22 protein-coding genes and 1 pseudogene are annotated in these 24,980 nt (G+C 59.0%); 12 read left to right on the top strand and 11 right to left on the bottom strand.

Annotated features, from left to right (window positions below; genetic code table 11):
- Positions 1–49 precede the first annotated feature (49 nt).
- The 6 genes and pseudogenes from uhpA (at position 50) to nepI (ending at position 6,844) form a co-directional block, all read left to right on the top strand.
- A complete protein-coding gene (gene uhpA / locus USF70_RS20120) occupies positions 50–643 on the top strand; it encodes a transcriptional regulator UhpA (RefSeq protein ID WP_022646555.1) in 594 nt (197 codons plus the stop codon).
- Positions 640–2,144, top strand: a pseudogene (gene uhpB, locus USF70_RS20115) (signal transduction histidine-protein kinase/phosphatase UhpB). The gene uhpA and the pseudogene uhpB overlap by 4 nt, the downstream one beginning before the upstream one ends.
- A complete protein-coding gene (locus USF70_RS20110; RefSeq protein WP_236902755.1) occupies positions 2,137–3,456 on the top strand; it encodes an MFS transporter in 1,320 nt (439 codons plus the stop codon). The pseudogene uhpB and the gene USF70_RS20110 overlap by 8 nt, the downstream one beginning before the upstream one ends.
- Before the next feature lie 140 nt (positions 3,457–3,596).
- Entirely contained in the window at positions 3,597–4,988 is a 1,392-nt protein-coding gene (uhpT, locus tag USF70_RS20105) for a hexose-6-phosphate:phosphate antiporter (RefSeq protein WP_023333957.1), read from the top strand.
- A gap of 110 nt (positions 4,989–5,098) precedes the next feature.
- Entirely contained in the window at positions 5,099–5,551 is a 453-nt protein-coding gene (locus USF70_RS20100) for a DUF1198 domain-containing protein (protein WP_320735959.1), read from the top strand.
- A 102-nt stretch (positions 5,552–5,653) separates the two neighbouring features.
- Positions 5,654–6,844, top strand: a complete 1,191-nt coding sequence (gene nepI, locus USF70_RS20095; protein ID WP_033144329.1) for a purine ribonucleoside efflux pump NepI — start codon at positions 5,654–5,656, stop codon at positions 6,842–6,844.
- A gap of 111 nt (positions 6,845–6,955) precedes the next feature.
- Here nepI and USF70_RS20090 read toward each other — a convergent pair whose 3' ends face one another.
- The 6 genes from USF70_RS20090 to USF70_RS20065 all read right to left on the bottom strand — a co-directional run bounded on the left by USF70_RS20090 (position 6,956) and on the right by USF70_RS20065 (position 12,879).
- Positions 6,956–7,861 (bottom strand): EamA family transporter, encoded by a 906-nt coding sequence (locus USF70_RS20090; protein ID WP_126797230.1) that lies wholly within the window; start codon positions 7,859–7,861, stop codon positions 6,956–6,958.
- Positions 7,862–8,009: 148 nt separating this feature from the next.
- Positions 8,010–9,389, bottom strand: coding sequence for a carbohydrate porin (locus USF70_RS20085; RefSeq protein WP_033144328.1), 1,380 nt, complete (start codon positions 9,387–9,389; stop codon positions 8,010–8,012).
- Positions 9,390–9,525: 136 nt separating this feature from the next.
- Positions 9,526–9,828 carry a PTS lactose/cellobiose transporter subunit IIA gene (locus USF70_RS20080; protein WP_029741865.1) on the bottom strand — a complete coding sequence of 101 codons (303 nt, stop codon included), beginning with the start codon at positions 9,826–9,828 and terminating at the stop codon, positions 9,526–9,528.
- 5 nt (positions 9,829–9,833) lie between these two features.
- Positions 9,834–11,210, bottom strand: a complete 1,377-nt coding sequence (locus USF70_RS20075; RefSeq protein WP_320735958.1) for a glycoside hydrolase family 1 protein — start codon at positions 11,208–11,210, stop codon at positions 9,834–9,836.
- Positions 11,211–11,227: 17 nt separating this feature from the next.
- On the bottom strand, positions 11,228–12,553 hold the full coding sequence (locus USF70_RS20070; protein WP_320735957.1) for a PTS sugar transporter subunit IIC: 1,326 nt from the start codon (positions 12,551–12,553) through the stop codon (positions 11,228–11,230).
- An 11-nt stretch (positions 12,554–12,564) separates the two neighbouring features.
- Positions 12,565–12,879 (bottom strand): PTS sugar transporter subunit IIB, encoded by a 315-nt coding sequence (locus USF70_RS20065; protein WP_039260376.1) that lies wholly within the window; start codon positions 12,877–12,879, stop codon positions 12,565–12,567.
- A gap of 293 nt (positions 12,880–13,172) precedes the next feature.
- Here USF70_RS20065 and USF70_RS20060 point away from each other — a divergent pair, with 293 nt between their 5' ends.
- The gene (locus tag USF70_RS20060) at positions 13,173–14,123 is read left to right on the top strand and encodes a LacI family DNA-binding transcriptional regulator (RefSeq protein ID WP_023293714.1); all 951 of its coding nucleotides are present in this window, start codon (positions 13,173–13,175) and stop codon (positions 14,121–14,123) included.
- Between the two features lie 61 nt (positions 14,124–14,184).
- Here USF70_RS20060 and USF70_RS20055 read toward each other — a convergent pair whose 3' ends face one another.
- From USF70_RS20055 to USF70_RS20035, 5 genes are all read right to left on the bottom strand, one after another.
- The gene (locus tag USF70_RS20055) at positions 14,185–14,481 is read right to left on the bottom strand and encodes a YicS family protein (protein WP_023309843.1); all 297 of its coding nucleotides are present in this window, start codon (positions 14,479–14,481) and stop codon (positions 14,185–14,187) included.
- Positions 14,482–14,602: 121 nt separating this feature from the next.
- Positions 14,603–15,967 carry a TolC family protein gene (locus tag USF70_RS20050; protein WP_320735956.1) on the bottom strand — a complete coding sequence of 455 codons (1,365 nt, stop codon included), beginning with the start codon at positions 15,965–15,967 and terminating at the stop codon, positions 14,603–14,605.
- Entirely contained in the window at positions 15,967–19,077 is a 3,111-nt protein-coding gene (locus USF70_RS20045) for an efflux RND transporter permease subunit (protein WP_320735955.1), read from the bottom strand. The genes USF70_RS20050 and USF70_RS20045 overlap by 1 nt, the downstream gene beginning before the upstream one ends.
- A complete protein-coding gene (locus tag USF70_RS20040; protein ID WP_320735954.1) occupies positions 19,077–20,198 on the bottom strand; it encodes an efflux RND transporter periplasmic adaptor subunit in 1,122 nt (373 codons plus the stop codon). The genes USF70_RS20045 and USF70_RS20040 overlap by 1 nt, the downstream gene beginning before the upstream one ends.
- 148 nt (positions 20,199–20,346) lie before the next feature.
- Positions 20,347–20,916 (bottom strand): TetR/AcrR family transcriptional regulator, encoded by a 570-nt coding sequence (locus USF70_RS20035; RefSeq protein WP_033144322.1) that lies wholly within the window; start codon positions 20,914–20,916, stop codon positions 20,347–20,349.
- Between the two features lie 186 nt (positions 20,917–21,102).
- Between USF70_RS20035 and USF70_RS20030 the strand changes: the two genes are divergently transcribed.
- The 5 genes from USF70_RS20030 to USF70_RS20010 all read left to right on the top strand — a co-directional run.
- A complete protein-coding gene (locus USF70_RS20030) occupies positions 21,103–21,522 on the top strand; it encodes a GNAT family N-acetyltransferase (protein ID WP_320735953.1) in 420 nt (139 codons plus the stop codon).
- A 147-nt stretch (positions 21,523–21,669) separates the two neighbouring features.
- The gene (nlpA, locus tag USF70_RS20025) at positions 21,670–22,470 is read left to right on the top strand and encodes a lipoprotein NlpA (protein WP_320735952.1); all 801 of its coding nucleotides are present in this window, start codon (positions 21,670–21,672) and stop codon (positions 22,468–22,470) included.
- Between the two features lie 123 nt (positions 22,471–22,593).
- Positions 22,594–23,373, top strand: a complete 780-nt coding sequence (locus tag USF70_RS20020; protein ID WP_320735951.1) for an MBL fold metallo-hydrolase — start codon at positions 22,594–22,596, stop codon at positions 23,371–23,373.
- Positions 23,374–23,399: 26 nt separating this feature from the next.
- Positions 23,400–24,353, top strand: a complete 954-nt coding sequence (locus tag USF70_RS20015) for a GlxA family transcriptional regulator (RefSeq protein ID WP_182072110.1) — start codon at positions 23,400–23,402, stop codon at positions 24,351–24,353.
- Between the two features lie 183 nt (positions 24,354–24,536).
- Positions 24,537–24,980: POTRA domain-containing protein (locus USF70_RS20010; RefSeq protein WP_320735950.1), on the top strand; the 444-nt coding region annotated here is incomplete at its 3' end.

Here is a 24,980-nt window from a genome sequence, read left to right as displayed (position 1 = left end):
GCCGGATAAGCGCAGCGCCATCCGGCGTTTTCAGACCGCAGGAAGACACATGACCACCATCGCTCTCATCGACGACCACCTTATCGTCCGCTCCGGCTTTGCCCAGCTTTTAAACCTCGAACCGGATTTTCAGGTTGTGGCCGAGTTTGGCTCCGGTCGCGAGGCGCTGGCGGGCCTGCCGGGGCGCGGGGTGCAGGTCTGTATCTGCGACATCTCGATGCCGGATCTCTCCGGGCTGGAGCTGCTAAGCCAGCTGCCGAAAGGGATGGCGACGATCATGCTGTCGGTCCACGACAGCCCGGCGCTGGTCGAGCAGGCCCTCAACGCGGGCGCGCGCGGCTTTCTCTCCAAGCGCTGTAGCCCCGACGAACTGATCGCCGCCGTGCGCACCGTCTCCACCGGCGGCTGCTATTTAACGCCGGATATCGCCATCAAGCTGGCGGCCGGACGTCAGGATCCGCTCACCCGGCGCGAGCGCCAGGTGGCTGAGAAGCTCGCGCAGGGGATGTCGGTAAAAGAGATTGCCGCCGAGCTGGATCTGTCCCCGAAAACCGTGCATGTCCACCGCGCCAACCTGATGGAAAAACTCAACGTCAGCAACGACGTCGAGCTGGCGCGCCGCATGTTTGACAGCTGGCAATGAGTTCCGCTTTTTCACGGCTGATCGCCGTCGTCGCCAGCTTTTTTATCTTCTCCGCCGCCTGGTTTTGCCTGTGGAGCATCAGCCTGCACCTGGTGGAACGCCCGGAGCTGGCGGTGCTGCTGTTTCCCTTCGCCTGCGTCTGGGGTTAATGCTCCAGTGTCCGCGTGCCTACTGGCCCGTTTTGCTCGGTGCTGAATGGCTGATGCTGGTCTGGCTGGCGCAGGAGGTTGCCCTCGCGCACCTGCCCTTATTGATGACCGGAAGCCTGCTGACGCTTCTCCCGGTTGCCCTCATTTCCCGCTACCGCCACCAGCGCGACTGGCGCACGCTGCTGCGTCAGGGGGCGGCGCTGATGGCCGCCGCGCTGCTGCAGTCGCTTCCGTGGATCGGCGAGAAGGAGATGCTCAACGCCCTGCTGCTGACCCTGACCGGCGGCCTGACGCTCGCGCCAACCTGTCTGGTGATCTGGCACTACCTCACCAGCACCGTCTGGCAGCCGCTCGGCCCGGCGCTGGTTTCCCAGCCGGTGAACTGGCGCGCCCGGCACCTCATCTGGTATCTGCTGCTGTTTGTGGTGAGCCTGTGGCTCCAGCTTGGCCTGCCCGCCGAGCTTTCTCGCTTCACGCCGTTTTGTCTGGCGCTGCCGATTATCGCCCTGGCCTGGCACTACGGCTGGCAGGGGGCGCTGATCGCCACGCTGATGAACGCCATCGCGCTGATCGCCAGCCAGACCTGGCACGATCATCCTGTTGATTTACTGCTTTCTCTGCTGGCTCAGAGCCTGACCGGGCTGCTGCTCGGCGCGGGCATTCAGCGCCTGCGCGAGCTGAACCAGTCCCTGCAAACCGAGCTGGCGCGCAACCGCCGCCTGGCGGAGCGTCTGCTGGAGACGGAAGAGAGCGTGCGGCAGGAGGTCGCCCGCGAGCTGCACGACGATATCGGCCAGACCATCACCGCTATCCGCACCCAGGCGGGCATTGTCCAGCGCCTGGCGGCAGAAAACGCAGGCGTGAAGCAGGGCGGGGCGCATATCGAACAGCTTTCTCTGGGCGTCTATGATTCCGTTCGACGCCTGTTAGGACGGCTGCGCCCGCGCCAGCTTGACGACCTTACGCTGGAGCAGGCGGTGCGTTCCCTGATGCGCGAGATGGAGCTGGAAAGCCGCGGAATAGTCAGCCATCTCGACTGGCGCATTAACGAATCTACGCTCAGCGAAGGCCAGCGCGTGACGCTGTTCCGCGTCTGTCAGGAGGGGCTGAACAACATCGTCAAGCACGCCAGCGCCAGCGCGGTCACGATCCAGGGCTGGCAGCAGGACGACAGCCTGAAGCTGATAATTGAAGACGACGGCTGCGGCCTGCCGCCGGGTTCCGGCCAGCAGGGCTTTGGCCTGGCGGGCATGCGCGAGCGCGTGAAGGCGCTGGGCGGCACGCTGAACCTCTCCTGCACCCACGGGACGCGCGTCAGCGTCAGCCTGCCGCTACGGAGTTACCATGTTTAAAACCCCTGCCAGCGCCGCGCCGATTGGCGATAAAGCGGAAATCGACGCCCGCTACCGCTACTGGCGTCGCCATATCCTGATGACCATCTGGCTCGGCTACGCGCTGTTCTACTTCACCCGCAAAAGCTTCAACGCCGCCGCGCCGGAAATCCTCGCCAGCGGCGTGATGACGCGCACCGATATCGGCCTGCTGGCGACGCTGTTTTACATCACCTACGGCCTGTCGAAGTTCGTCTCCGGCATCGTCAGCGACCGCTCCAACGCGCGCTATTTCATGGGCGTTGGGCTGATCGCCACCGGGGTGGTGAATATCCTGTTTGGCTTCTCGACGTCGCTTTGGGCCTTTGCCCTGCTGTGGGCGCTGAACGCCTTTTTCCAGGGCTGGGGCGCGCCGGTCTGCGCCCGCCTGCTCACCGCCTGGTATTCGCGCAACGAGCGCGGCGGCTGGTGGGCAATCTGGAACACCGCGCATAACGTCGGCGGGGCGCTGATTCCGATGGTGGTGGGGGCGGCGGCGCTGCACTACGGCTGGCGCGCGGGGATGATGATTGCCGGTGGCCTGGCGATAATTGCCGGGCTGTTTCTCTGCTGGCGCCTGCGCGACCGGCCGCAAACCGTCGGCCTGCCTGCGGTGGGCGACTGGCGGCACGACGAAATGGAGATTGCCCAGCAGCAGGAGGGCGCGGGGCTGACCCGCAGGGAGATCCTCACCAAGTACGTGCTGAAAAACCCTTACATCTGGCTGCTGTCGCTCTGCTACGTGCTGGTCTACGTGGTGCGCGCGGCGATCAACGACTGGGGCAACCTGTACATGTCCGAGACGCTCGGCGTGGATCTGGTGACCGCCAACTCGGCGGTGACGATGTTCGAGCTGGGCGGGTTTATCGGCGCGCTGGTGGCGGGCTGGGGATCGGACAAGCTGTTCAACGGCAATCGTGGACCGATGAACCTGATTTTCGCCGCCGGGATTTTGCTCTCCGTCGGCTCGCTGTGGCTGATGCCGTTCGCCAGCTACGTGATGCAGGCGGCGTGCTTCTTCACCACCGGATTCTTCGTGTTTGGCCCGCAGATGCTGATCGGCATGGCGGCGGCGGAGTGTTCCCACAAAGAGGCGGCAGGCGCGGCGACGGGCTTTGTCGGGCTGTTTGCCTACCTCGGCGCATCGCTCTCCGGCTGGCCGCTGGCGCGGGTGATCGACGTCTGGCACTGGAGCGGATTCTTTGCGGTGATCGCCATCGCGGCGGGGATTTCCGCGCTGCTGCTGCTGCCCTTCCTGCATGCGCAGGCGCCGCGCGAGGTGAGCGAAGCGTGATGCGTCTCACCTTTTCGCCCCGAGTGGCGCAAAACCAGGAAATTTTCTCGGTTTTACCTGGACGCTGTCTCAGGCATCTCTCCCGGCTGATTTTTACAATGCCTGCCATTCGCAGGTAAAAATCAGCTCAGGAGCAAACCATGCTGGCCTTCCTCAACCAGGTGCGCAAGCCGACCCTGGATCTGCCGCTCGACGTGCGGCGCAAGATGTGGTTCAAACCGTTCATGCAGTCCTATCTGGTGGTCTTCATCGGCTACCTGACCATGTACCTGATCCGCAAAAACTTTAACATCGCGCAGAACGACATGATCTCAACCTACGGGCTGAGCATGACGCAGCTGGGGATGATTGGCCTGGGCTTCTCCATCACCTACGGCGTGGGTAAAACCGTCGTTTCCTACTACGCGGACGGCAAAAACACCAAGCAGTTCCTGCCGTTTATGCTGATCCTCTCCGCCATCTGTATGCTCGGCTTCAGCGCCAGCATGGGCGCGGGCTCCGTCAGCCTGTTCATGATGATCGCCTTCTACGCCCTGAGCGGCTTCTTCCAGAGTACCGGCGGGTCGTGCAGCTATTCCACCATCACCAAATGGACCCCGCGCCGCAAGCGTGGTTCGTACCTCGGCATGTGGAACATCTCCCACAACCTAGGCGGGGCGGGTGCGGCAGGCGTGGCGCTGTTTGGCGCAAACTACCTGTTCGACGGCCACGTGATCGGCATGTTTATCTTCCCGTCGATTATTGCCCTGATTGTCGGCTTTATCGGCCTGCGCTACGGCAGCGACTCCCCGGAATCTTACGGCCTCGGCAAAGCCGAAGAGCTGTTCGGCGAGGAGATCAGCGAAGAGGACAAAGAGACCGAAGAAAACGAGATGTCCAAATGGCAGATCTTTGTTGAGTACGTGCTGAAAAACAAAGTGATCTGGCTGCTGTGCTTCTCAAACATCTTCCTCTACGTGGTGCGTATCGGTATTGACCAGTGGTCGACCGTGTATGCCTTCCAGGAGCTGAAGCTCTCTAAAGAAGTGGCGATTCAGGGCTTTACCCTGTTCGAAGTGGGCGCCCTGGTCGGCACCCTGCTGTGGGGCTGGCTCTCGGATCTCGCCAACGGCCGTCGTGCGCTGGTGGCCTGCGTCGCGCTGGCGCTGATTATCGCCACGCTCGGCGTCTACCAGCATGCCAGCAACCAGTACGTTTACCTGGCGTCCCTGTTCGCGCTCGGCTTCCTGGTGTTTGGTCCACAGCTGCTGATCGGCGTGGCGGCAGTCGGCTTCGTACCGAAAAAAGCGATCGGCGCCGCCGATGGGATTAAAGGCACCTTCGCCTACCTGATCGGCGACAGCTTCGCCAAGCTGGGTCTGGGGATGATCGCCGACGGCACGCCAATTTTCGGCCTCACCGGCTGGGCGGGCACCTTCGCGGCGCTGGATGCGGCGGCCATCGGCTGTATCGTCCTGATGGCGATGGTCGCGGTGCTGGAAGAACGTAAGATTCGCCGTGAAAATCGCGCGCAGAAATTAAAAACAGCCTGAGTGTGCAGGTAACTTCTTTGCCCGGTGTGTGATGCCGGGCTTTTTTATGCCTGTCGCTGTCGACGTCCTGCGTTTCCCGCTATGATGAGCGGCAATTCATAGGAGAACGCATGGTCTGGATAATGCTGGCAACGCTTGCCGTGGTGTTTGTGGTGGGATTTCGCGTCCTGACCTCAGATTCCCGCCGCGCCATCAAACGTTTGAGCGAGCGTCTGGGGATCACCCCGATGCCGGTCGAGTCGATGATCGACCAGTTCGGTAAAACGCCCGGCAATGAGTTTATCCGCTACCTTGAGCGACCCGACGAGGCGCATCTGCAAAACGCTGCGCAGATGCTGCTGATCTGGCAGGTTTGCATTGTCGACGGCAGCGAGGAGAACCTGCACGCCTGGCACCGCATTCTGCGTAAAGCCCGCCTTGCCGCACCCATTACCGATGCGCAAATTCGTCTGGCGCTTGGCTTCATGCGCGAGATGGTGCCCGATCCGCAGGAGCTAAACGCTTTCCAGCTTCGCTATAACCAGCTCTTCCTGCCGGAAGAGGGCGTGTTTTACCTGCACTGATCCCCTGTAAAAACGACAAAAGTTGTCAAATCGTTAAATCCGTCACACTTTTGATGATAAACTGCGCGACTTTTCCGCACGTTTTTATCTTCAGGTGACGCCATGACAGAACATATCCAGCCCACGACCAGACCGCAGACCAAAGAGGTTTCTCGCCCCAACTGGTCGGCCGTTTTCGCCGTGGCGTTCTGCGTCGCCTGCCTGATTACCGTTGAGTTTCTGCCGGTGAGCCTGCTGACGCCGATGGCGCAGGATTTGGGCATTTCCGAGGGCGTGGCGGGGCAGTCCGTCACCGTTACCGCCTTCGTGGCGATGTTCGCCAGCCTGTTTATCACCCAGGTGATTGGCACCATCGACCGCCGCAAGGTGGTCATTCTGTTCAGCGTGCTGCTGACGCTCTCCTGCCTGCTGGTCTCCTTCGCGGAAAGCTTCACCCTGCTGCTGCTGGGGCGCGCCTGCCTGGGGCTGGGATTAGGCGGTTTCTGGGCGATGTCGGCCTCGCTCACGATGCGACTGGTGCCCGCGCGGACGGTGCCAAAAGCGCTTTCCGTTATCTTCGGTGCGGTCTCTATCGCGCTGGTGATTGCCGCGCCGCTCGGCAGCTTCCTCGGCGGGATTATCGGCTGGCGTAACGTCTTCAACGCCGCGGCGGTGATGGGCCTGCTCTGCATCATTTGGGTGTGGAAAGCGCTGCCGTCCCTGCCGGGCGAAGCGGCGCACCACAAACAGAACATGTTCGCGCTGCTGAAGCGCCCCGGCGTGCTGGCGGGGATGACCGCCATCTTTATGTCCTTTGCCGGGCAGTTTGCCTTCTTTACCTATATCCGCCCGGTGTTTATGACCATGGCGGGCTTTGACGTGGACGGCCTGACGCTGGTGCTGCTGAGCTTTGGTATCGCCAGCTTTGTCGGCACCTCGCTGTCTTCCCAGTTCCTGAAACGCTCCCTGAAGGTGGCGCTGGCGGGTGCGCCGCTGGTGCTGGCAGCGAGCGCAGCGGTGCTGGTGCTGTGGGGCAGCGATAAGTGGGTGGCGTCTGCCATCGCGATTATCTGGGGGTTGGCCTTTGCCCTGGTGCCGGTGGGCTGGTCGACGTGGATCACCCGCACGCTTGCCGATCAGGCGGAAAAAGCCGGGTCGATTCAGGTGGCGGTGATCCAGCTGGCAAATACCTGCGGCGCTGCCATTGGCGGCGTGGCGCTCGACCATTTGGGGCTGACGTCACCGCTGGTGATCTCCGGCACGCTGATGCTGCTGACCGCGCTGCTGGTGGCGGGGAAGGTTAAGGCGAAGTAAGTCAATTTCCCCCCTCACCCCGGCCCTCTCCCCAAAGGGGCGAGGGTGAAAAGACAGCACCGAGCCGTCCCCTCTCCCCTGTGGGGAGAGGGTTAGGGTGAGGGCATCAGGCTACGCCGATGTCTGAACCCGTCTTCTCGAATCCATTGAAATCAACACCACCGACGACACGATCAATAGCGTTCCCAGCCAGTCCGGCAGGGTGAACGCCACCCCCAGCAAAATCACCGACAGCAGCGCGCTGCTTAGCGGCTCGGCGCAGCTCAGAATGCTCGCCTTCGGCCCGCCGATCATCTGTGCGCCTTTCAGATACAGGCTGAACGTCAGCGCCGTGCCAATCACCACCAGGTAGAAAAACGCCAGCAGCAGGCTGCCGTCAATCACAAAGGTGGTCCCGCGTCCGGCGTAGAACGGCGTCAGCATTAGCCCGGCGATCAGCATGCTCCAGCCGACAATCGGCAGCGTGCCGTAGCGGGCGATCAGCGTTGACGGATAGGTGGTGTAAAACGCGGCGGCAAACGCCGAGGCGATGCCGAAGAACAGCGCGGCAGGCGAGATGGAGAGCGATGTCGGGTCGCCGTGAGTGACCAGCAGGAAGGTGCCGACAAGCGACGTCATGATGGCCGACAGTACAAACAGGCCGGGACGCTTTTTCCGCGCCAGGGCGAACCACGCCACAATGATGGTCGGTGACAGAAACTGCAGCACGGTAGCGGTAGCTGCGTTGGATTTTTCAATCGTCAGCAGGAAGGTGAGCTGCACGGTGAGCGCGCCGACCAGCGAGAAAATCAGCAGGCTGAGGGCGTCTTTGCGATGCTTGATTACCGAGAAAATCTTGTCGCCGTGAACGAAAGAAAGCGTCAGCAGGATCACGCCGGTAAACAGCAGGCGAACCATGGTCAGGTAAGGCGAAGAAATGTGGCTTTTCTCCATGATGTACTGCGCGCAAACGCCGGAACTGCCCCATAAAACGGCGGCGATCAGGACGTTTAGCATCCCTTTACGTGTGGAACCCATGTTCTCCCCTGCGATGTTGTCGTTAATTCGGTCAACAGCATAGCATGGTTGTGTGCGGCCTGATGCCCTCACCCCGGCCCTCTCCCACGTGGAGAGGGAGCAAACACTAAAAACGGCAACTCTCGTTGCCGTTTTGCTTCTACCTTGCCTAGAACCACGCCTCCCACATCGCGCCGACGTTGAAGTCGTCGAGCGTTTCGTCTTTGGTATTGTTCACGCGCGCGGTGCGTTCGTTATCCACTTTGCCGCCGGTCACGTAGAAGCGCAGCATCGGGCGGAACTCCGGCCCCATGGCGATAGACATGTTCTGGGACAGGGTCAGCTTCCAGCCCTTGTTGTCGCCGCCGTTGTCGTAATCCACATGCTGCCAGCCTGCTTCCAGCCAGGTGGAGTGAACGTCGTTCCACCAGTGCATCGGTCGCACGATGGCGTTGTAGTTCTTACGGTTGTCGGTCTTATCGCGGCTGTTGTCGTAGTCGTGGAAGGCGAGGATGTACTCCACCTGCGTCGCCTGGGTGAATTTGTACAGCCCTTCGAAGCTGGCGTAGACCGTGGTCAGATCCTCGGTTTTGTTGAACACGCTGTTGTCCGCGTTATCGGAGTAGCGGGCGATCACCTTGTTCACGCCGCTGTCGTTGGTGTGGCTCAGCACCACGCCGCCCTGCCACGCGTTCAGACGCTCGTCGCTCTCCACCGCCTTGGAGTCAAAGCCGTAGTTGGCGTACAGCTCCATGTCGATCGGGCCGAGCTTCATGCCGTGGATTTTTGAGGTCGCGGCGTAGTTGCCTTTGTCGCCCGTGCCGGAACCGCCGGTACAGGTGATGCGCGACGGGTTGGCTTCATCTTCCATCACTTCCGGGCTACAGGATTCCACCGCCGCCACGGCGGCGACGTCAAACTGCACGCCGCCGATGTCGAAGTTCTTCACCCCGGCGCCCTGGCCGTCGTGGTTCATCCAGAAGTAGTCGTTGATGCCCTGCTGCGGACGCTGGTGGAAGTCACGGCCTGCCCAGAAATAGGCGTTCGGGTTGGAGGCCATAATGTTGGTCACCCCCGCGTAGGCTTTTTTCAGGTTAACTTCGTCGCCCCAGTGGTCGATCATCACGTTAACGTCCCAGATGGCGCCGTTTTCACCCTTGAAGGCCTTGGAGAGCTGGAATTCCCCGCCGTTGCCTTCGTTGCCCAGACGACCAATGGCGGACGCGCCGTTGTATGAACCGTCCACCGCGACGTATTTCTGATCGGCGGCCTGGAAGTGCGCGCCGTAGCGGGCGTAGCCGGTAAATTTAATTCCGAACGGGATCGCCATATCCGGAGATTGCGCCGCGCTTTGCGGCTCGGTCACCACGTCCGCTTTTTTCGCGACCGCCGCATCCATTTTAGCCTGACGTTCGGCCAGGGCTTTATCCACCGCTTTCGCCACAATGGCGTCGATTTGCTCCTGCGTGAATTCCTGCGCGAGCACGGAAATTGGGCAAAGCGCGGCGATAACCGCCATGGTTAATGGAAGTTTTTTAATCGTATTCATGGTTATCTCAATATAGTTTAATTTTATTCAGACAATAACCATCCCGCTCCGATCTGACAGAGTATGTCGCTATCATCAGAACAAGTGGATCTCTATTTAGGGTACAGAGGTATTACAATAATTATTTCGCCATAGACTATCTCTGATATAAATGAATAATTTCTTCGGACAGTTCACGCGCTAATAAGGAGTTCATTAAATGATCCTGCGCGTGCACCATAATTAACGTCATCGGCTGGCGGCCTTCGCCCGCATCCTGCTCGATCAGTTTGGTCTGCATCTTGTGCGCCTGGCGCGCGTAGCCGTCGGCTTCGCGCAGCAGGCTTTTGGCTTCGTCAATGTTGCCCTGACGCGCCGCGTGCAGCGCTTCAAAGCACAGGCTGCGGGACTGTCCGGCATTGACGATAATTTCCATTACGGCTTCTTCTAATGCGATCATCATCATTACTCTTTTTCAAAACTATTATTTAACGCGGTAGCGGCAAACCACTCTCCGCTTTTCTTAATGGTGCGTTTCTGCGTCTCTAAATCGAGCTGGATAAATCCGTAGCGATTTTTATACGCGTTGCACCACGACCAGTTATCAATAAACGTCCACATATGGTAGCCGAGACAATTGCACCCTTCGCTAATACCCTTATGCAGCCAGGCTAAATGTTCGGAAATAAACTCGATGCGGTATTGATCGTTAATCTGGCCATTTTCAATAAAACGCTGCTCGTTTTCGACGCCCATGCCGTTTTCAGAAATAAAGCAGCGTGGGTTGCCGTAATTGTCGCGCAGGTTGACCAGAATATCGTAAATACCCGGCTCGTAGATTTCCCAGCCGCGGTACGGGTTCATCTTGCGGCCCGGCATCTCGTAATTATCGAAGAACCACTCCGGCATAAACGGCGCCTGCGGGTTCACCGCGCTGTCGCGACACTTCACGCGACGCGGCTGATAGTAGTTCACGCCGAGCAGGTCGATTTTCCCTTCCGCTATCAGGAAACCGTCTTCCGGTTTACAGGCGGGTAATTGATCGCAGGATTTCAGCAGCGCTACGAGATCTGCCGGGTATTCGCCGCGCAGGACTGGGTCAAGGAAGCTGCGGTTAAACATCAGATCCGCGATGTGCGCCGCCTTCACGTCTGCCGGGTTCTGCGAACGCGGGTACGACGGCGTCAGGTTCAGCACGATGCCAATCTCCCCCGCGTAATGCCCGGCGCGGTAGGCCTGAACCGCCTTCGCATGGGCCAGCACGGTGTGATACGCCACGGTGGCTGCCCGACGAAAATCCACCACGTTCGGGTAGTGGAAATCGTACAGATAACCGCCTTCCACCGGCACGATCGGCTCGTTGAAGGTAAACCAGTGCAGCACGCGATCGCCGAACAGCTCAAAGCAAATCTGCGCATAGCGGGCGTAGGCCTCCACCACGTCGCGGTTTTCCCAGCCGCCGATCTCCTGCATCGCCATCGGCATGTCGAAATGGAACAGGGTCATAAACGGCGTGATGCCCTGTTCATTCAGCTCATCAATGACCTGATTGTAAAAATCGACCGCTTCCGGGTTCACTTCACCGATACCGTCGGGGATCAGGCGCGCCCAGCTAATCGAGGTGCGAAAGCTGTTGTGGTTCAGCTGCTTTAACAGCTGAATGTCCGTCTTCCAGTGCTGATAAAACGTGGAGGTCTGCTGCGGCCCCACGCCGCTGTGAAAACGGTTCGGCTCGCGGGCAAACCAGTAATCCCACGTGGTTTCCCCCTCTCTTGCCCCTTCGGTCTGGAGAGCGGAGCTTGCGCTGCCCCACCAGAAATTATCGGGAAATGCGTATTTCATGACTCTTCCTCTTTGACTTAATTGCTGGCGGTCTCGGCGGCGCCGACGGTTGCCTGGGCTTTCTGCTCTTCGTTTTTGATGAGCGTACGCTCATAGGCGCGCAGGAACGGCAGGTACATCAGCGCGGACATCACCATACAGACCAGGCACATCACCACCGGGCTGAGCGCCCAGTTTGCCGCCCACGAGGCGCCAATCGGTGCAGGGGTGGTCCACGGGGTTAACGAGACGACCTGCGCCAGCCAGCCGAGTTTGGTTGCCGCGTACGCCAGGCAGGCGTTGACCAGCGGAACGAACACGAACGGGATAAACAGCATCGGGTTCATGATGATCGGCGCGCCGAACAGGATCGGTTCGTTGATGTTGAAGAAGCTTGGCACCACGCCCATTTTGCCGATGGTGCGCAGGTGGGTAACGCGGCTGCGCAGCAGCAGGAACGCCAGCGGCAGGGTAGAGCCTACGCCGCCAATCAGCAGGTAGTGATCCCAGAAGCCCTGGAGGTAAACGTGCGGCAGCGCCGCGCCGGCCGCCAGCGCCGCCTGGTTTGCCGAGAGGTTCGCCATCCAGAACGGGTTCATGATGCCGGTGACGATCAGCGAGCCGTGAATACCGGCGAACCAGAAGATCTGACACAGCAGCACGGAGAGCAGAATGGCGGGCAGGGAGTCAGACGCGGACACCAGCGGCTCCAGCAGGTGCATGATCGCCTGCGGGATAATCATCCCGGTCTGCGCTTCGATGAACAGGTTCAGCGGATGCAGCGTGCCGATCACCACCATCACCGGGATCAGGATCTCAAACGAGCGCGCCACGCCGGTTGGCACTTCCTTCGGCAGGCGAATGGTCACGTTGTTCTGCTTCAGCCACGCGTAGACGCGGGTGGCGTAAATGGCGGTGATCAGCGCGGTGAAGATGCCCTGACCGGAGAGATACTGGGTCGAGATCTTGCCGTCGGCATACGGCGCGGCGACCAGCAGGAAGGCCATAAAGGCCAGCAGGCCGGACATCACCGGGTCGAGGTTAAACTGACGCCCCAGGCTTGCCCCAATTCCCACCGAAATGAAGAAGGTCATCACGCCCATGCTGAGGTTAAACGGCAGCATCAGCTGTTCGCGATAGGTCTGGGAGAAATCCAGCCAGCCGCGGGCAAAGCTGTTGGTGGTATCCCCCGAGAAAGGCGGGAAGATGAACACCAGCATAAACGAGCCGATGATCATAAACGGCAGCGCGGCGGTAAAGCCGTCGCGGATGGCAATCACATACTTTTGCTGGCCCAGCTTGGCGGCCAGCGGGGTAATTGACTGCTCAATCACCGCGACCATGGATTGATATAACGAACTCATGTGAACACCTTTTAGTGTGCCGCTTCGATGAGCGACAGAGCATAGTCCAGTACTTTATCGCCACGCTGCATGCCGTAGTCCATCATATCGATGGGCTGCACCGGAATGCCTTTCGTAGCCGCCTTGTCTGAGAGTGTCTTTAACATGTATTTCACTTGCGGTCCGAGAAGGACAACCTGGTATTGCGGAAACTGCGTATCAAATTCGGAAACACCGTACGCATCAATCTTCACCGGCAAACCACGCTCTTTCGCGACATCGACCATTTTGCTGACCAACAGGCTGGTGGACATCCCGGCAGAGCAGCACAGCATAATCTTGAACATCGACAACCATCCTCTAAATGTAAAAAGTTATTGCGAGGATGATTGGACATTATACGGAAACCGGTTTCCATTCATAAAAGACAGAAGTGTGACAACCATCAAGATCCCTTACTTATGAGGCTAATTAACCGGATGTGGGTCACATAATTTGGCTGTTTTTACATCATTTTGAGTGGAAGCGGAAAATCGGTTTCCATGGAAAACGGAAACGGATATACTCCGTTCTGGCTATAATGTGAGCCGAAGCGGTGATGGAATTTGCAGGCGCGAGGTAAGCCTGCCAGGGGAAAGAGATGTCGACAATCAATGATGTATCACGTCTTGCCGGGGTGTCTAAAGCCACGGTATCGCGAGTGTTGAGCGGGTCGCGTGGCGTTAAGGAAGCCAGCCGTCAGGCCGTTCTGAAGGCCGTGGATGAGCTGAACTATCGTCCCAACGTGATTGCCCAGTCGCTGCTGAGCCAGTCGACGGGCTGCATTGGAGTCATTTGCGCGCAGGAAAATATTAACCAGACCACCGGATATCTCTACGCGCTGGAAAAACAGCTCAGCCAGCATCAAAAACACCTCCTGCTGCGCTTCGCGCACAGCAAAGCGGAAGTGATGCACGCCCTTGAAGAACTCTCCTGCGGACTCTGCGATGATATCCTGGTGATTGGCGCCCGTTTCCCGCTGGACGTGGATATGGACAACGTCATTCTGGTGGACTGCATGGAATCTGATAATTCCAACAGCATCCAGTTCGATCACGCCTTTGCCGCCGAAACCGCCTGTAACTACCTCACCAGCCAGGGGCGTCGCCAGATTGCGCTGATCCACCCCCACGGCAGCGGTTTTGCCGACCAGGTGCTGCTCGGCTACAAGCACGCGCTGGAGAAAAATTTCCTGCCTTTTAATCGCAACCTGGTCTTTATGGACGCGACTTCTTCATCCGTTGCGCTGCAGGAGCTGCTTAACAACGCCAGCACCCTGAACTTCAACGCGCTGCTGGTGGCGGACGAGCAGGAAGCCCAGCGGGTGATCCCGCAGCTGCAGGCGTTTAATAAATCGGTGCCGGACGACATTATGGTCTTCAGCCTTGCCGGATCGCTGCACCTGCCGGGTATTCCGGTGATCCCGGCGATTGAATATTCCATGGACGCGATGGCGGCGCGCATTGTGAGCTGGCTGACGGAGAAAACGCAGATGCTCGGGTCCTATGTTTTGCGCGGGGATTTGATCATTCCAGACGTGCGTAAGCGTTAAAAATGTTGTGTAGGCCGGGTAAGGCGCAGCCGCCACCCGGCGAGAAGCACGTTTCCAGCTCTCAATAATCTTCCATACAATCCACCTGACCAATCGCCCCCCAGTAGGCATCCAGGTTGTCGCGCTTCACGGCGGTGATGGCATTTTTAATCAGCAGCTGATTGGCCTCGGACGACAAAATCATCTCCTGCCAGGCTTTATCGCTCTGCTTTTTCTGTGGCGTACAGGTTTTCTTAATATCTTTAAGGACCTGCTGCTTTATTTGCGCCTCTTTCGCGGGGTCATCCTTTTCCTGAGCATGGACAAACGCGGCGAAGAGCAGACAAACCAGCAGGCAGACCAGGTGCGCAGCTTTCATCAACAACCCCCTTTAGAAGTCACATGCTTCCCATGAAATATATCGTTACATTCAGTGTAGCGACGCCAGCCGAAAGTATGAATTTTCTCTTCACCGCCTGTCATGAACTTCCCGGCAAGCGCTACTGAATACCGCCCCCCAGCGACTGCCACAGCGTGATGCGGTTTTCCAGGTCGGTTTGCTGCAGCGCGATCAGCGATTCCTGCGCCGACCACAGCGACCGCTGCGCGGTCAGTACCGTCAGATAATCCCCCGCGCCCGCCTTATAGCTGCGCGTTGCCACGTCCAGCGTTTTTTGCTCCGCCGCGACGTATTCGCGCTGGGCGTCGAGCTGTTCGCTCAGGGTTTCTCGTCGCGCCAGCGCGTCGGCCACGTCCTTAAACGCGCTCTGGATGGCTTTCTCATAGGTGGCGATCAGCCCTTTCTTCTCCGCTTCCGCGTAGCGCAGCTGCGCCAGGTTGTTCCCGCCGCTGAACAGCGGCAGGGTGATGGACGGCGCGAACGACCAGACCTTCATCCCGTGGCTGAACAGGGAGGAGAGCGAATCGCTGCCGACGCCCGCGCTGGCGGTCAGCGAAATCGTCGGGAAGAAGTTGGCCCGCGCCGCGCCGATGTTGGCGTTGGCGCTCAGCAGATTATGCTCGGCCTCCTGAATATCCGGGCGACGCAGCAGGGTGCTGGAGCTGACGCCCGCCGGGATCAGCGTGATGGCGTTGTCGCTCAGGCTCTCCAGCGTGCCGGGGAGTAGGTTGTCCGGCACCGTATCGCCCGCCAGCAGATTAAGGGCATTTTTGTCCTGCATCACCAGCGTCCGGTAGCTCGCGACGCTGGCGCGCGCCTGCTGATACACCGCCATCGCTTCGCTGACGTCCGTGGCGGCCGCCACGCCCACTTCCTGCTGGCGCTTCACAATCTTCAGCGAGTTTGCCGCGCTCTCCATCGTGGATTTTGCCAGCGCCAGGTTGCTGTTATCCGCCGCCAGCGTCACCCAGGCCGTGGTCAGCTCGCTGACCATCGTCAGGCGCGTGTTCTGCGCGGTGAACTCGCTGGCAAGCCAGGTTTCACGCGCGGCGCGGGAGAGGCTCTGGTTGCGGCCAAACAGATCCAGCTCGAAGCTGGAGACCGCGCCGTTGGCTTCATCGCTTGTCGCGACGCCGCTTGCCAGCGTGCGGCTGCGGGTGTGGCTCAGCTCGGCGTCCACCGTCGGGAACAGGGACGAGCGCGTTTCACCGTACTGTGCGCGGGCGGCGTCGATATCGGCAATCGCTTTTTGCACGTCGCGGTTGCTGTTAAGCGCCATCGTCACCACGCTTTTCAGCCGCGCATCGTTCATTACCTGCTGCCACTGGCTCACCATGGCGGTGGCTTCGCCGTGCGCGCCGGGCAAGGTTGCCGGGACGGGCGCGTCCGGGCGTTGATACGTTGGATCTAACGATACACAACCCGCGCTCAGCAGGGCTAGCGCTAAAACAGATACACGAAACATTATGACCTCCGGTTCGCGTGTTTACCGGAGAACAGTCGTTTCACCAGTACAAAGAATAAGGGGACGAAGAAGATCGCCAGCAGCGTCGCGGCCAGCGTCCCGCCGATAATGCCGGTACCAATTGCCACGCGGCTGTTGGCGCCTGCACCGGTTGCCACGGCCAACGGCGTAACCCCTGCGATAAACGCCAGCGAGGTCATGATGATCGGCCGCAGACGCGTCTGGGCGGCACGCAGTGCGGCGCGCGTCAGAGAGTACCCTTCAGCGACTTTGGCTTCGGCAAACTCGACAATCAGGATCGCGTTCTTCGACGACAGGCCGATAGTGGTGAGCAGCGCCACCTGGAAGTAAACGTCGTTGTTCAGGCCGCGCAGCGAGGCGGCCATGGCCGCGCCCAGCACGCCAAGCGGGATCACCAGGATGACCGAAATCGGCACCGACCAGCTCTCATACAGCGCTGCCAGGCACAGGAACACCACCAGGATGGAGAGGGCATACAGGCTCATCGCCTGACCGCTCGCCAGTTTTTCCTGCAACGACAAACCGCTCCACGCCCAGGTGCTGCCGGACGGTAGGCTGTTTGCCAGCTGCTCCATTTTGCCCATCGCCGTGCCGGAGCTGGCGCCGCTGGCGTTTTCACCCTGAATCTCATACGCCGCCGAGCCGTTGTAGCGCACCAGGCTTTCCGGGCCGTACTCCCAGCGGGTGGTGGCAAAGGCGGAGAACGGGGTCATGGTGCTGTCACTGCCGCGCACAAACCATTTGTTGAGATCCGACGGCACGGCGCGGGTGTCGCTGTCGCCCTGGATGTAGACCTTTTTCACGCGGCCGCGGTCGATAAAATCGTTCACGTAGGTCCCGCCCCAGGCGCTGGAGAGGGTGTTGGTAACGTCGCTCAGGGACAGCCCCAGCGACACGGCCTTGTTGTTATCGATATCCACCTGAAGCTGCGGCATCTGCGGCAGATCGTTGGCGCGCACGGCGTGCAGCGAGCTGTCCTGATTGGCCTCGCCAATCAGCTGGTTACGCAGCTTCAGCAGCGCGTCGCGGTCGGTGCCGCCGCTTGCCATCAGCTCAAAGGTAAAGCCGTTGCTCTGGCCCAGACCGTCAACCGCGGGCGGCGTCATGGCAAAGATCGTCGCATCGCGGATGGTGCTCAGCTCCTGCGTGGCGCGCAGGGCGATGGCCTGCGCGGTATTCTCATCGCCTTTACGTTCGGACCAGTTTTTCAGGGAGACAAACGCCATCCCGGCGTTCTGGCCGCTGCCGCTGAAGCTGAAGCCTTCAATGGTGAAGATCACGTTGGTATTGGCTTTTTCTTTCGTGAGGAACCACTCGCGCACCTGGCGGCTGACTTCGGCGGTACGTACCGTCGTTGCGCCCGCTGGCAGGGTGTACTGCACCATGATTTCGCCCTGATCTTCCGTTGGCAGGAAGCTGCCCGGCAGCTTAAGCATGGCGAAGCCCATCGCGCCGCAGAGCAGGGCATAGATAACCAGCATGCCGCCGGAACGGCGCAGGGCGCGCAGCACCTTGTTCTGATAGCCGCGCTCGGTCCTGCTGTAGAAGCGGTTAAACGCGCCGAAGAAGCCCTTTTTGTGCGGCGCCGTGTGGCTCAGAATCGAGCCGCAGAGTGCCGGCGTCAGGGTCAACGCCACCACCACGGAGAGGAACATCGCCGAAATAATGGTGACCGAGAACTGACGGTAAATCACCCCGGTGGAGCCGCCGAAGAAGGCCATCGGCAGGAATACGGCAGAAAGCACCAGCGCAATGGCAACCAGCGCGCCGGAGATTTCGCCCATCGATTTTTCGGTGGCTTCCCGCGCGGGCAGGCCTTCGTCGCGCATAATACGCTCGACGTTTTCCACCACCACGATCGCGTCATCCACCAGGAGCCCGATCGCCAGCACCATCGCAAACAGCGTCAGGGTATTGATGGAGTAGCCGAACAGCGCCAGCACGCCAAACGTGCCCAGCAGAACGACAGGTACCGCCAGCGCCGGGATCAGCGTCGCGCGGATGTTTTGCAGGAACAGGTACATCACCACCACCACGAGGATAATGGCTTCGAACAGGGTCTGAATCACGTCCTCAACGGAGATCTTGATGAACTCGGTGCTGTCTTTCGGGTAGGCCACGTCGTAGCCTTCCGGCATCGACTTTTTGAACTCGGCGATCTTGTCTTTTACCGCCGTCGCAGTGTTGAGCGCGTTCGCACCCGGTGAGAGCATGACCGCCATACCCGCCGCCGGGTGGCCGTTGAGCTTCGCGGTGGCGGTATAATCTTCGCTGCCCATCTCCACGCGGGCGACGTCGCTGATGCGCACGATAGCGCCGCTGGACTGGCTCTTCACGATGATGTTTTTAAACTGATCGACCGTTTGCAGGCGCGACTGGGCGCGGACGGTGGCGGTCAGCTGCTGGGCGTTCGACGAGGGCAGCGCGCCGATTTTACCGGCGGAGACCTGCACGTTCTGGGCTTCAATCGCGCTCTGCACGTCGGAAGGCATTAGCGAGTAGGACGCCAGCTTCGCCGGGTCAAGCCAGATGCGCATCGCGTATTCCGCCCCGAACACCTGCAGGCTGCCGACGCCCTCCACGCGCGCCAGCGGGTCCTGCATATTGCTCACCAGCCAGTCGGCGATATCCGAGCTGCTGGCGGTGTCGGTTTTGTCGTACACGCCCATGATCAGCAGGAAGTTGCTCTGCGATTTCTCGACGGTAATGCCGGACTGCTGCACCTCGGTCGGCAGGCGCGATTCCGCCTGCTGAACTTTGTTCTGCACCTGTACCTGCGCGGTGTCCGGGTCGGTTCCCTGCTCGAAGGTGACGGTAATGCTTACCGACCCGTCCGAGCTGCTGGTGGAGGTGAAGTAGAGCAGGTTATCCAGCCCGGTGAGCTGCTGCTCGATCACCTGCGTCACGCTGTTTTCCAGCGTCTGCGCGGAGGCACCGGTGTAGGTGGCGGAGATTTTGATCGACGGCGGGGCGACGTCCGGGTACTGCGCCACCGGCAGCGTGCGGATCGCCAGCATCCCGGCGAGCATGATAAGAATGGCGATAACCCAGGCAAAGACCGGGCGACGAACGAAGAAGCGGGAAAACATCAGGCTTGTCCTCCCGCAGCTTTCATCTCTTCGGCCTTCACTTCCTGCCCGGCGGTCACTTTGTCGGTGCCTTCCACAATCAGCTTATCGCCCGCCTTGAGGCCGCTCAGTACCAGCCATTTGTCGCCGTAGGTGTCGCCCGTCTCCAGCTGACGCTGCTCGACCTTATTGCTGGCATTCACCACCAGCGCGGTGGCGGTGCCTTTGGCGTCGCGGGTGATGCCCTGCTGCGGCGCGAGGATCGCGTCGTTCATGATGCCTTCATCCACCCTGGCGCGAACGAACATCCCCGGCAGGAGCTGATGCTGCGGGTTCGGGAAGACGGCGCGCAGCGTGACCGAGCCGGTTGATTCATCCACCGCCACTTCGGTTAACGCCAGACGGCCTTTCTCGCTGTAGGTGCTGCCGTCTTCGAGGATTAAGGACACGCTTAGCGTATCGCTATTGGTGGCGAGGGTTTGCCTGCGTAAACGCAGCAGATCGGTGCTGGAACGGGTTAAGTCGACGTACATGCTGTCCAGCCCGCGAACGGTGGCGAGCGCGGTATCCTGCTGGGCGGTCACCAGCGCGCCGGGCGTGACGGAGGAGATGCCGATGCGTCCGGCAATCGGCGCGGTAACGGTGGTCCAGTTGAGGTTAATGCGCGCGCTCTCCTGCGCGGCCTTCTTTGACTCGACGCTGGCCTTGTCCTGCGCGCAGGTGGACTTCGCGTCCTCTGCGTCCTGGCGCGACACGCCGTCGTCTTTCACCAGCTGCGCATAGCGCCGGGCCTTCTGGCAGTCGGCCGCTACCAGCGCCTGAGCCTGCTTCAGCGCAGCGGCGGCTTCATCAAACGCCGCGCGGTAGCTGGAAGGGTCAATTTGATACAGCGCCTGCCCGGCTTTCACGGTATCGCCTTCGGTGAACAGCCGCTTCTGGATAATGCCGCCCACCTGCGGGCGCACTTCGGCGCTCATGGCGGCGGTGGTGCGGCCGGTCAGCTCGCTGACGACGGACACCGGCTGGCTCATGAGGGTGACAATCCCCACATCCGGAAGAGGACGCTGGGGAGCAGATGTTTGCGCATTATCGCACCCGGTCAGGAGAAATAATGCCGCGATGGAGGTTGTTATGTTTTTCATAATCTTTTTCCAGGGTGAACGACACCAGCCCCGTTAATGGCTTAACGGGGAGGAGGGCTATTTAAAGGCACAGCGATACCGCATCTCTGGCTGAGCCAGAAATGTAAAAAAGGGGAATTACTTATTCCCGCTAATTATTCATATGCGATTACTTCGCAGAGAAAAGCATATTTAAAATATCCTGATAAAGGGGTTCTAATTGTTCTGACGGGACTTTTAAGGGGGTTAATCGACGATAAATCGTCCCCTCAATCATCACGGCGGTAATCTCCACGCAGCAGCGAATATGCTCGTCGCTCAGGTGGGGAAACTGCTTTTTCAGGTGCGCGCAGGCGTTGGCGAACATGCGCGATTCGGCTTCGATCAGCATCGTCGCCACCTGCGGATTACGCGTGGCCTCAGCGGACATTTCCAGCATCAGGGCATCATCATCTTCGTTGAGGGTCTGTCGCCAGGCGAGCGCCTGCGGCATCCCTTCCACCAGGGTTTTACCCTGCATCTCCTCAATGCGTGAGTCGATGATTCGGCGGATCATCTCTTCGATAATCGCGTCTTTGTTGCTGAAATAACGGTAAATTTGCCCGACGCTGAGCTTCGCTTCGCTGGCTATCTGCGACATGCTGGCGGCGTGAAATCCGCTGGCGCGAAAGCAGCGACGCGCGGCGGTGATGATCTCGTCCTGACGTTGTTTTTGTCGTTCTTCCAGTTTCGTACTCATCGTCGGCTACCGTGTAAAAGTGAGAATGATCGTTCTCAGTATACGTTTTGGGTGCGTATTGGAAAGGCCTTTTTTATTTAGATATTGAGGGAATGTTTCCGTATTTAAAAAATGGAGGGAATGAGGAGTTTTTGTGGAGGTTAAGCTGTGAGATATTCAGATTGCATAGAAAATAAGGAGAGAAAAATGCACCTGAGCATAACAAATAATGTAACGCCCGCTGAAAAAGAAGAGTTATTTGTGGGGTTAAGAGCCTATAACGGGCAATTTTTGGATATGGCGACCTTTAGCGGCGACATTGGCGTTTACGTACGAGACGATAAAGGTATCATGCTCGGCGGGCTAATTGGGGTGCGTAAAGGCGACTGGCTGAATATCGACTATCTCTGGGTCAGCGAGACCGTGCGCGGATCCGGCGTGGGCAGCCAGCTCATCAAAACGGCCGAAGAGGAAGCCAGACGCAAAGGCTGCAAGCACGCGCTGGTCGATACCGCCAGCTTCCAGGCGCGCCCGTTCTATGAAAAACAGGGGTACCAGCTGCAAATGTCTTTGCAGGATTATCCTTATCCGGGCATGCAGCGGCATTATCTGGCGAAAGCGCTTTAAGCCCCGGATCTGTAGGCCGGGTAAGCGCAGCGCCACCCGGCAAAACCCGCATATAACTTATCCTTCTTATTGATTCTTTTTCGGTTTTTATTTCACCGCCTCGTTGTCGATATAGTCACTACAACATTTAGCAAAAGGAACTGTCTTGTGAAACGTCGATTGGGTGCTCTGGTACTTGCTGGCCTGCTGCTGGCAGGGTGCGATCAAAGTGGCAGCGATGCCAAACACATTAAAGTGGGCGTCATCAACGGCGCTGAACAGGACGTGGCGGAAGTCGCCAAAAAGGTGGCAAAAGAGAAATATGGCCTGGACGTGGAGCTGGTCGGCTTCAGCGGCTCGCTGTTGCCCAACGATGCCACCAACCAGGGAGAACTGGATGCCAACGTCTTCCAGCATCGCCCGTTCCTCGCTGAGGATAACAAGGCGCATGGCTACAAGCTGGTGGCCGTGGCGAACACTTTTGTTTTTCCGATGGCCGGCTATTCCCGCAAAATTAAATCCGTCTCTGACCTGAAGGACGGGGCGACGATTGCCATTCCAAACGACCCGACCAACCTTGGCCGCGCGCTGTTGCTGCTGCAAAAGGAGAAGCTCATTACCCTGAAGCCGGGCACCGGGCTGCTGCCGACGGCGCTGGATATTACCGCCAATCCTAAACAGCTGAAAATTATGGAGCTGGAAGGGGCGCAGCTGCCGCGCGTGCTGGACGACCCGAAAGTGGATGTCGCCATTATCAGCACCACCTATATTCAGCAAACCGGGCTGTCGCCGGTGCATGACAGCGTCTTTATTGAAGACAAAAACTCGCCGTACGTGAACATCGTGGTGACGCGCGAAGACAACAAGGACGCGGAGAACGTGAAGACGTTTATCCAGTCGTATCAGTCGCCTGAAGTGGCAAAAGCGGCTGAGACGATCTTTAACGGCGGGGCAGTGCCGGGCTGGTAAGGGAACCGGCAGAAAACGCGGTGTCTTGAATTGGCCCGATTCCATCGGTAATCGCCCTTTAGCCCACAGCGCCAATAGTGACGGATGGCTATCCTCCTTATCACACCAACCGGAGGATAGCCCATGAACATTACCCATATTCGCAACGCCACCCAGCTGATTTCCTACGCCGGAAAACGTCTTTTAATCGACCCGATGCTGGCCCCGAAGGGGGCTTATCCGGGCTTTCCCGGCACGGCGTATGCCGAACGTCGTAACCCGACGGTCGAACTCCCCGTTGACGTCAACACGCTGCTGGATACCGACGCGGTGATCGTCACCCATACCCATGACGATCACTGGGATCGCACCGCGGCGGAGCTGATCGCCAAAGACAAACCGATCTACGTGCAAAACGATCGTGACGCCGCGCTGCTGCGAAGCCAGGGATTCAGCAACCTGACGGTCATGACCGACGCGACCTTCTTCGGCGATATTCAGATTACGAAAACCCACGGCGGGCAGCACGGCACCGATCGCGCTTACGCCGTGCCGGAGCTGGCGGAGCGGCTGGGCGAGGCCTGCGGCGTGGTGCTGCGTCATCCCGATGAGAAGACGCTCTATCTTGCCGGGGATACCGTCTGGCGTGACGAGGTGGCGGTCGATCTGCAAAAGCACCAGCCGGACGTGGTGGTGCTGAACGCGGGCTATGCCCACGTTATTGGTTTTGGGCCCATTATTATGGGGCAGGAGGACGTGCTCAACGTTCATTTCCTGCTGCCGCAGGCCAGCATTGTGGCGATCCATATGGAGGCGATTAACCACTGCCTGTTGACCCGCAGCGCGCTGCGTGAGTACGTTGAAGCCAATCAGGTGAGTGACGCAGTGAGCATTCCCCAGGATGGCGAAACCGTTATATTCTGAGTGCGTTAAAGGGAAAGGAGGAACTGATGTCGCTAATCAACGTCGCGATTGTCGCGGTAGACGGGTTCAGCCCGTTCCACTACTCCGTTCCCTGCATTCTGTTTGGCGATTCGGTCTCCGGCGAAAAGCGCTTTAGCGTGACGATCTGCGCCGAAATGCCGGGTTTTCTCACCTCAAAAGACGGATTTGCCCTCAACGCCACGCAGGACTACACCGCCATTGGTCAGGCCGATATTGTCGTCGTTCCCTACTGGCAGCACGTCCTTGAACGACCGCCCCAGACGCTGCTCGACAGCCTGGTGCAGGCGAGAGACAACGGCGCGGAAATCGTCGGGCTGTGTCTGGGGTCGTTTGTGCTGGCCTGGGCGGGGCTCCTCGACGGCAAACGTGCGGCCACCCACTGGGAGTTCGAACATCAGTTCCAGTCGCTCTTCCCGCACGTTCAGCTGGATATCAATGCGCTCTACGTGGATGACGGCAATATCATCACCTCCGCCGGAACCGCGGCGGCGCTGGACTGCTGCCTGTATATCATTCGTCAGCGCTTTGGCAGCGTGGTCGCCAACCAGATTGCCCGTCGGATGATTGTTCCGCCCCACCGCGAGGGCGGTCAGGCGCAGTTCATCGCCCAGCCGGTACCCAAAGATACCCGCGACGGACGCATTAACTGCCTGATCGACTATCTGCAGCAGCACATCACCGAACCGCATAGCCTGGACTCGCTGGCGGAGGTGGTTTCGATGAGCCGCCGCACCCTGACCCGTCATTTTATTCAAGCCACGGGGATGAGCGTCGCCGACTGGCTTACCGCCGAACGCCTGCGGCGCAGCCAGCTCCTGCTTGAAGCCGGAAATATGCCGATTGAGCGCGTGGCCGAACTGGTGGGATTTAATTCCGCCGTCACCTGGCGACAGCAGTTTAAGGCGCGTTTTGGGGTGAGCCCTGCGGAATGGAGAAAAACGTTTCGTCTTCACAGCTAGTGTATTACGGCTAACTCAAGATTTAAGGGGTAGTTAAATCACTTCTTATTTTTTCTTAATCCACCTCTCATTTTTCTGAAAAAATATTTTATTTGCTTCGCCTTAACGTAAATTAGATATACTCGCATTAAGAATGCTCTTATATTTCGAAAATATTAATTGCGAATAAATTTTGTGGCATGGATGAATAGCAATAAAATAGAAAGAAGAATAATTTCATTAGCAAATTATATTATTTTTATCTTATCGGGTGCGCTTTTTTCAGCAAGCATTAACGCTGCGCCCTTGTCGCCAGCCGATCGCGATACTATTCAGCAGCAACAGCAGCAGCTTTTATTACAGAACCAGCAACAGCGTGAAGAGCTGGAGCGGAGTATCCCTCGCCCCGCGCCTGCCAGACCTCTGCCTGCAGCCGGCGCCGGGCCCTGCTTCACCATTGATACCATTACCCTTTCCGGCACGACCCTCATTTCCCCGAAAACCCGGCAGGCCCTGGTTGCGCCGTGGCAGGGCCGGTGTCTGGATATGGCGAAAATAACGGAGCTTCTCGCCCGTATTTCTGACTGGTATATCAGCCGGGGATATATCACCAGCCGCGCCTTTCTTACCGAGCAGGATCTCTCCGGC

This window comes from Enterobacter sp. 237C8 (assembly GCF_034106865.1).
Lineage (GTDB): Bacteria > Pseudomonadota > Gammaproteobacteria > Enterobacterales > Enterobacteriaceae > Enterobacter > Enterobacter asburiae_B.
This window is presented reverse-complemented; position numbering and strand designations above follow the sequence as displayed.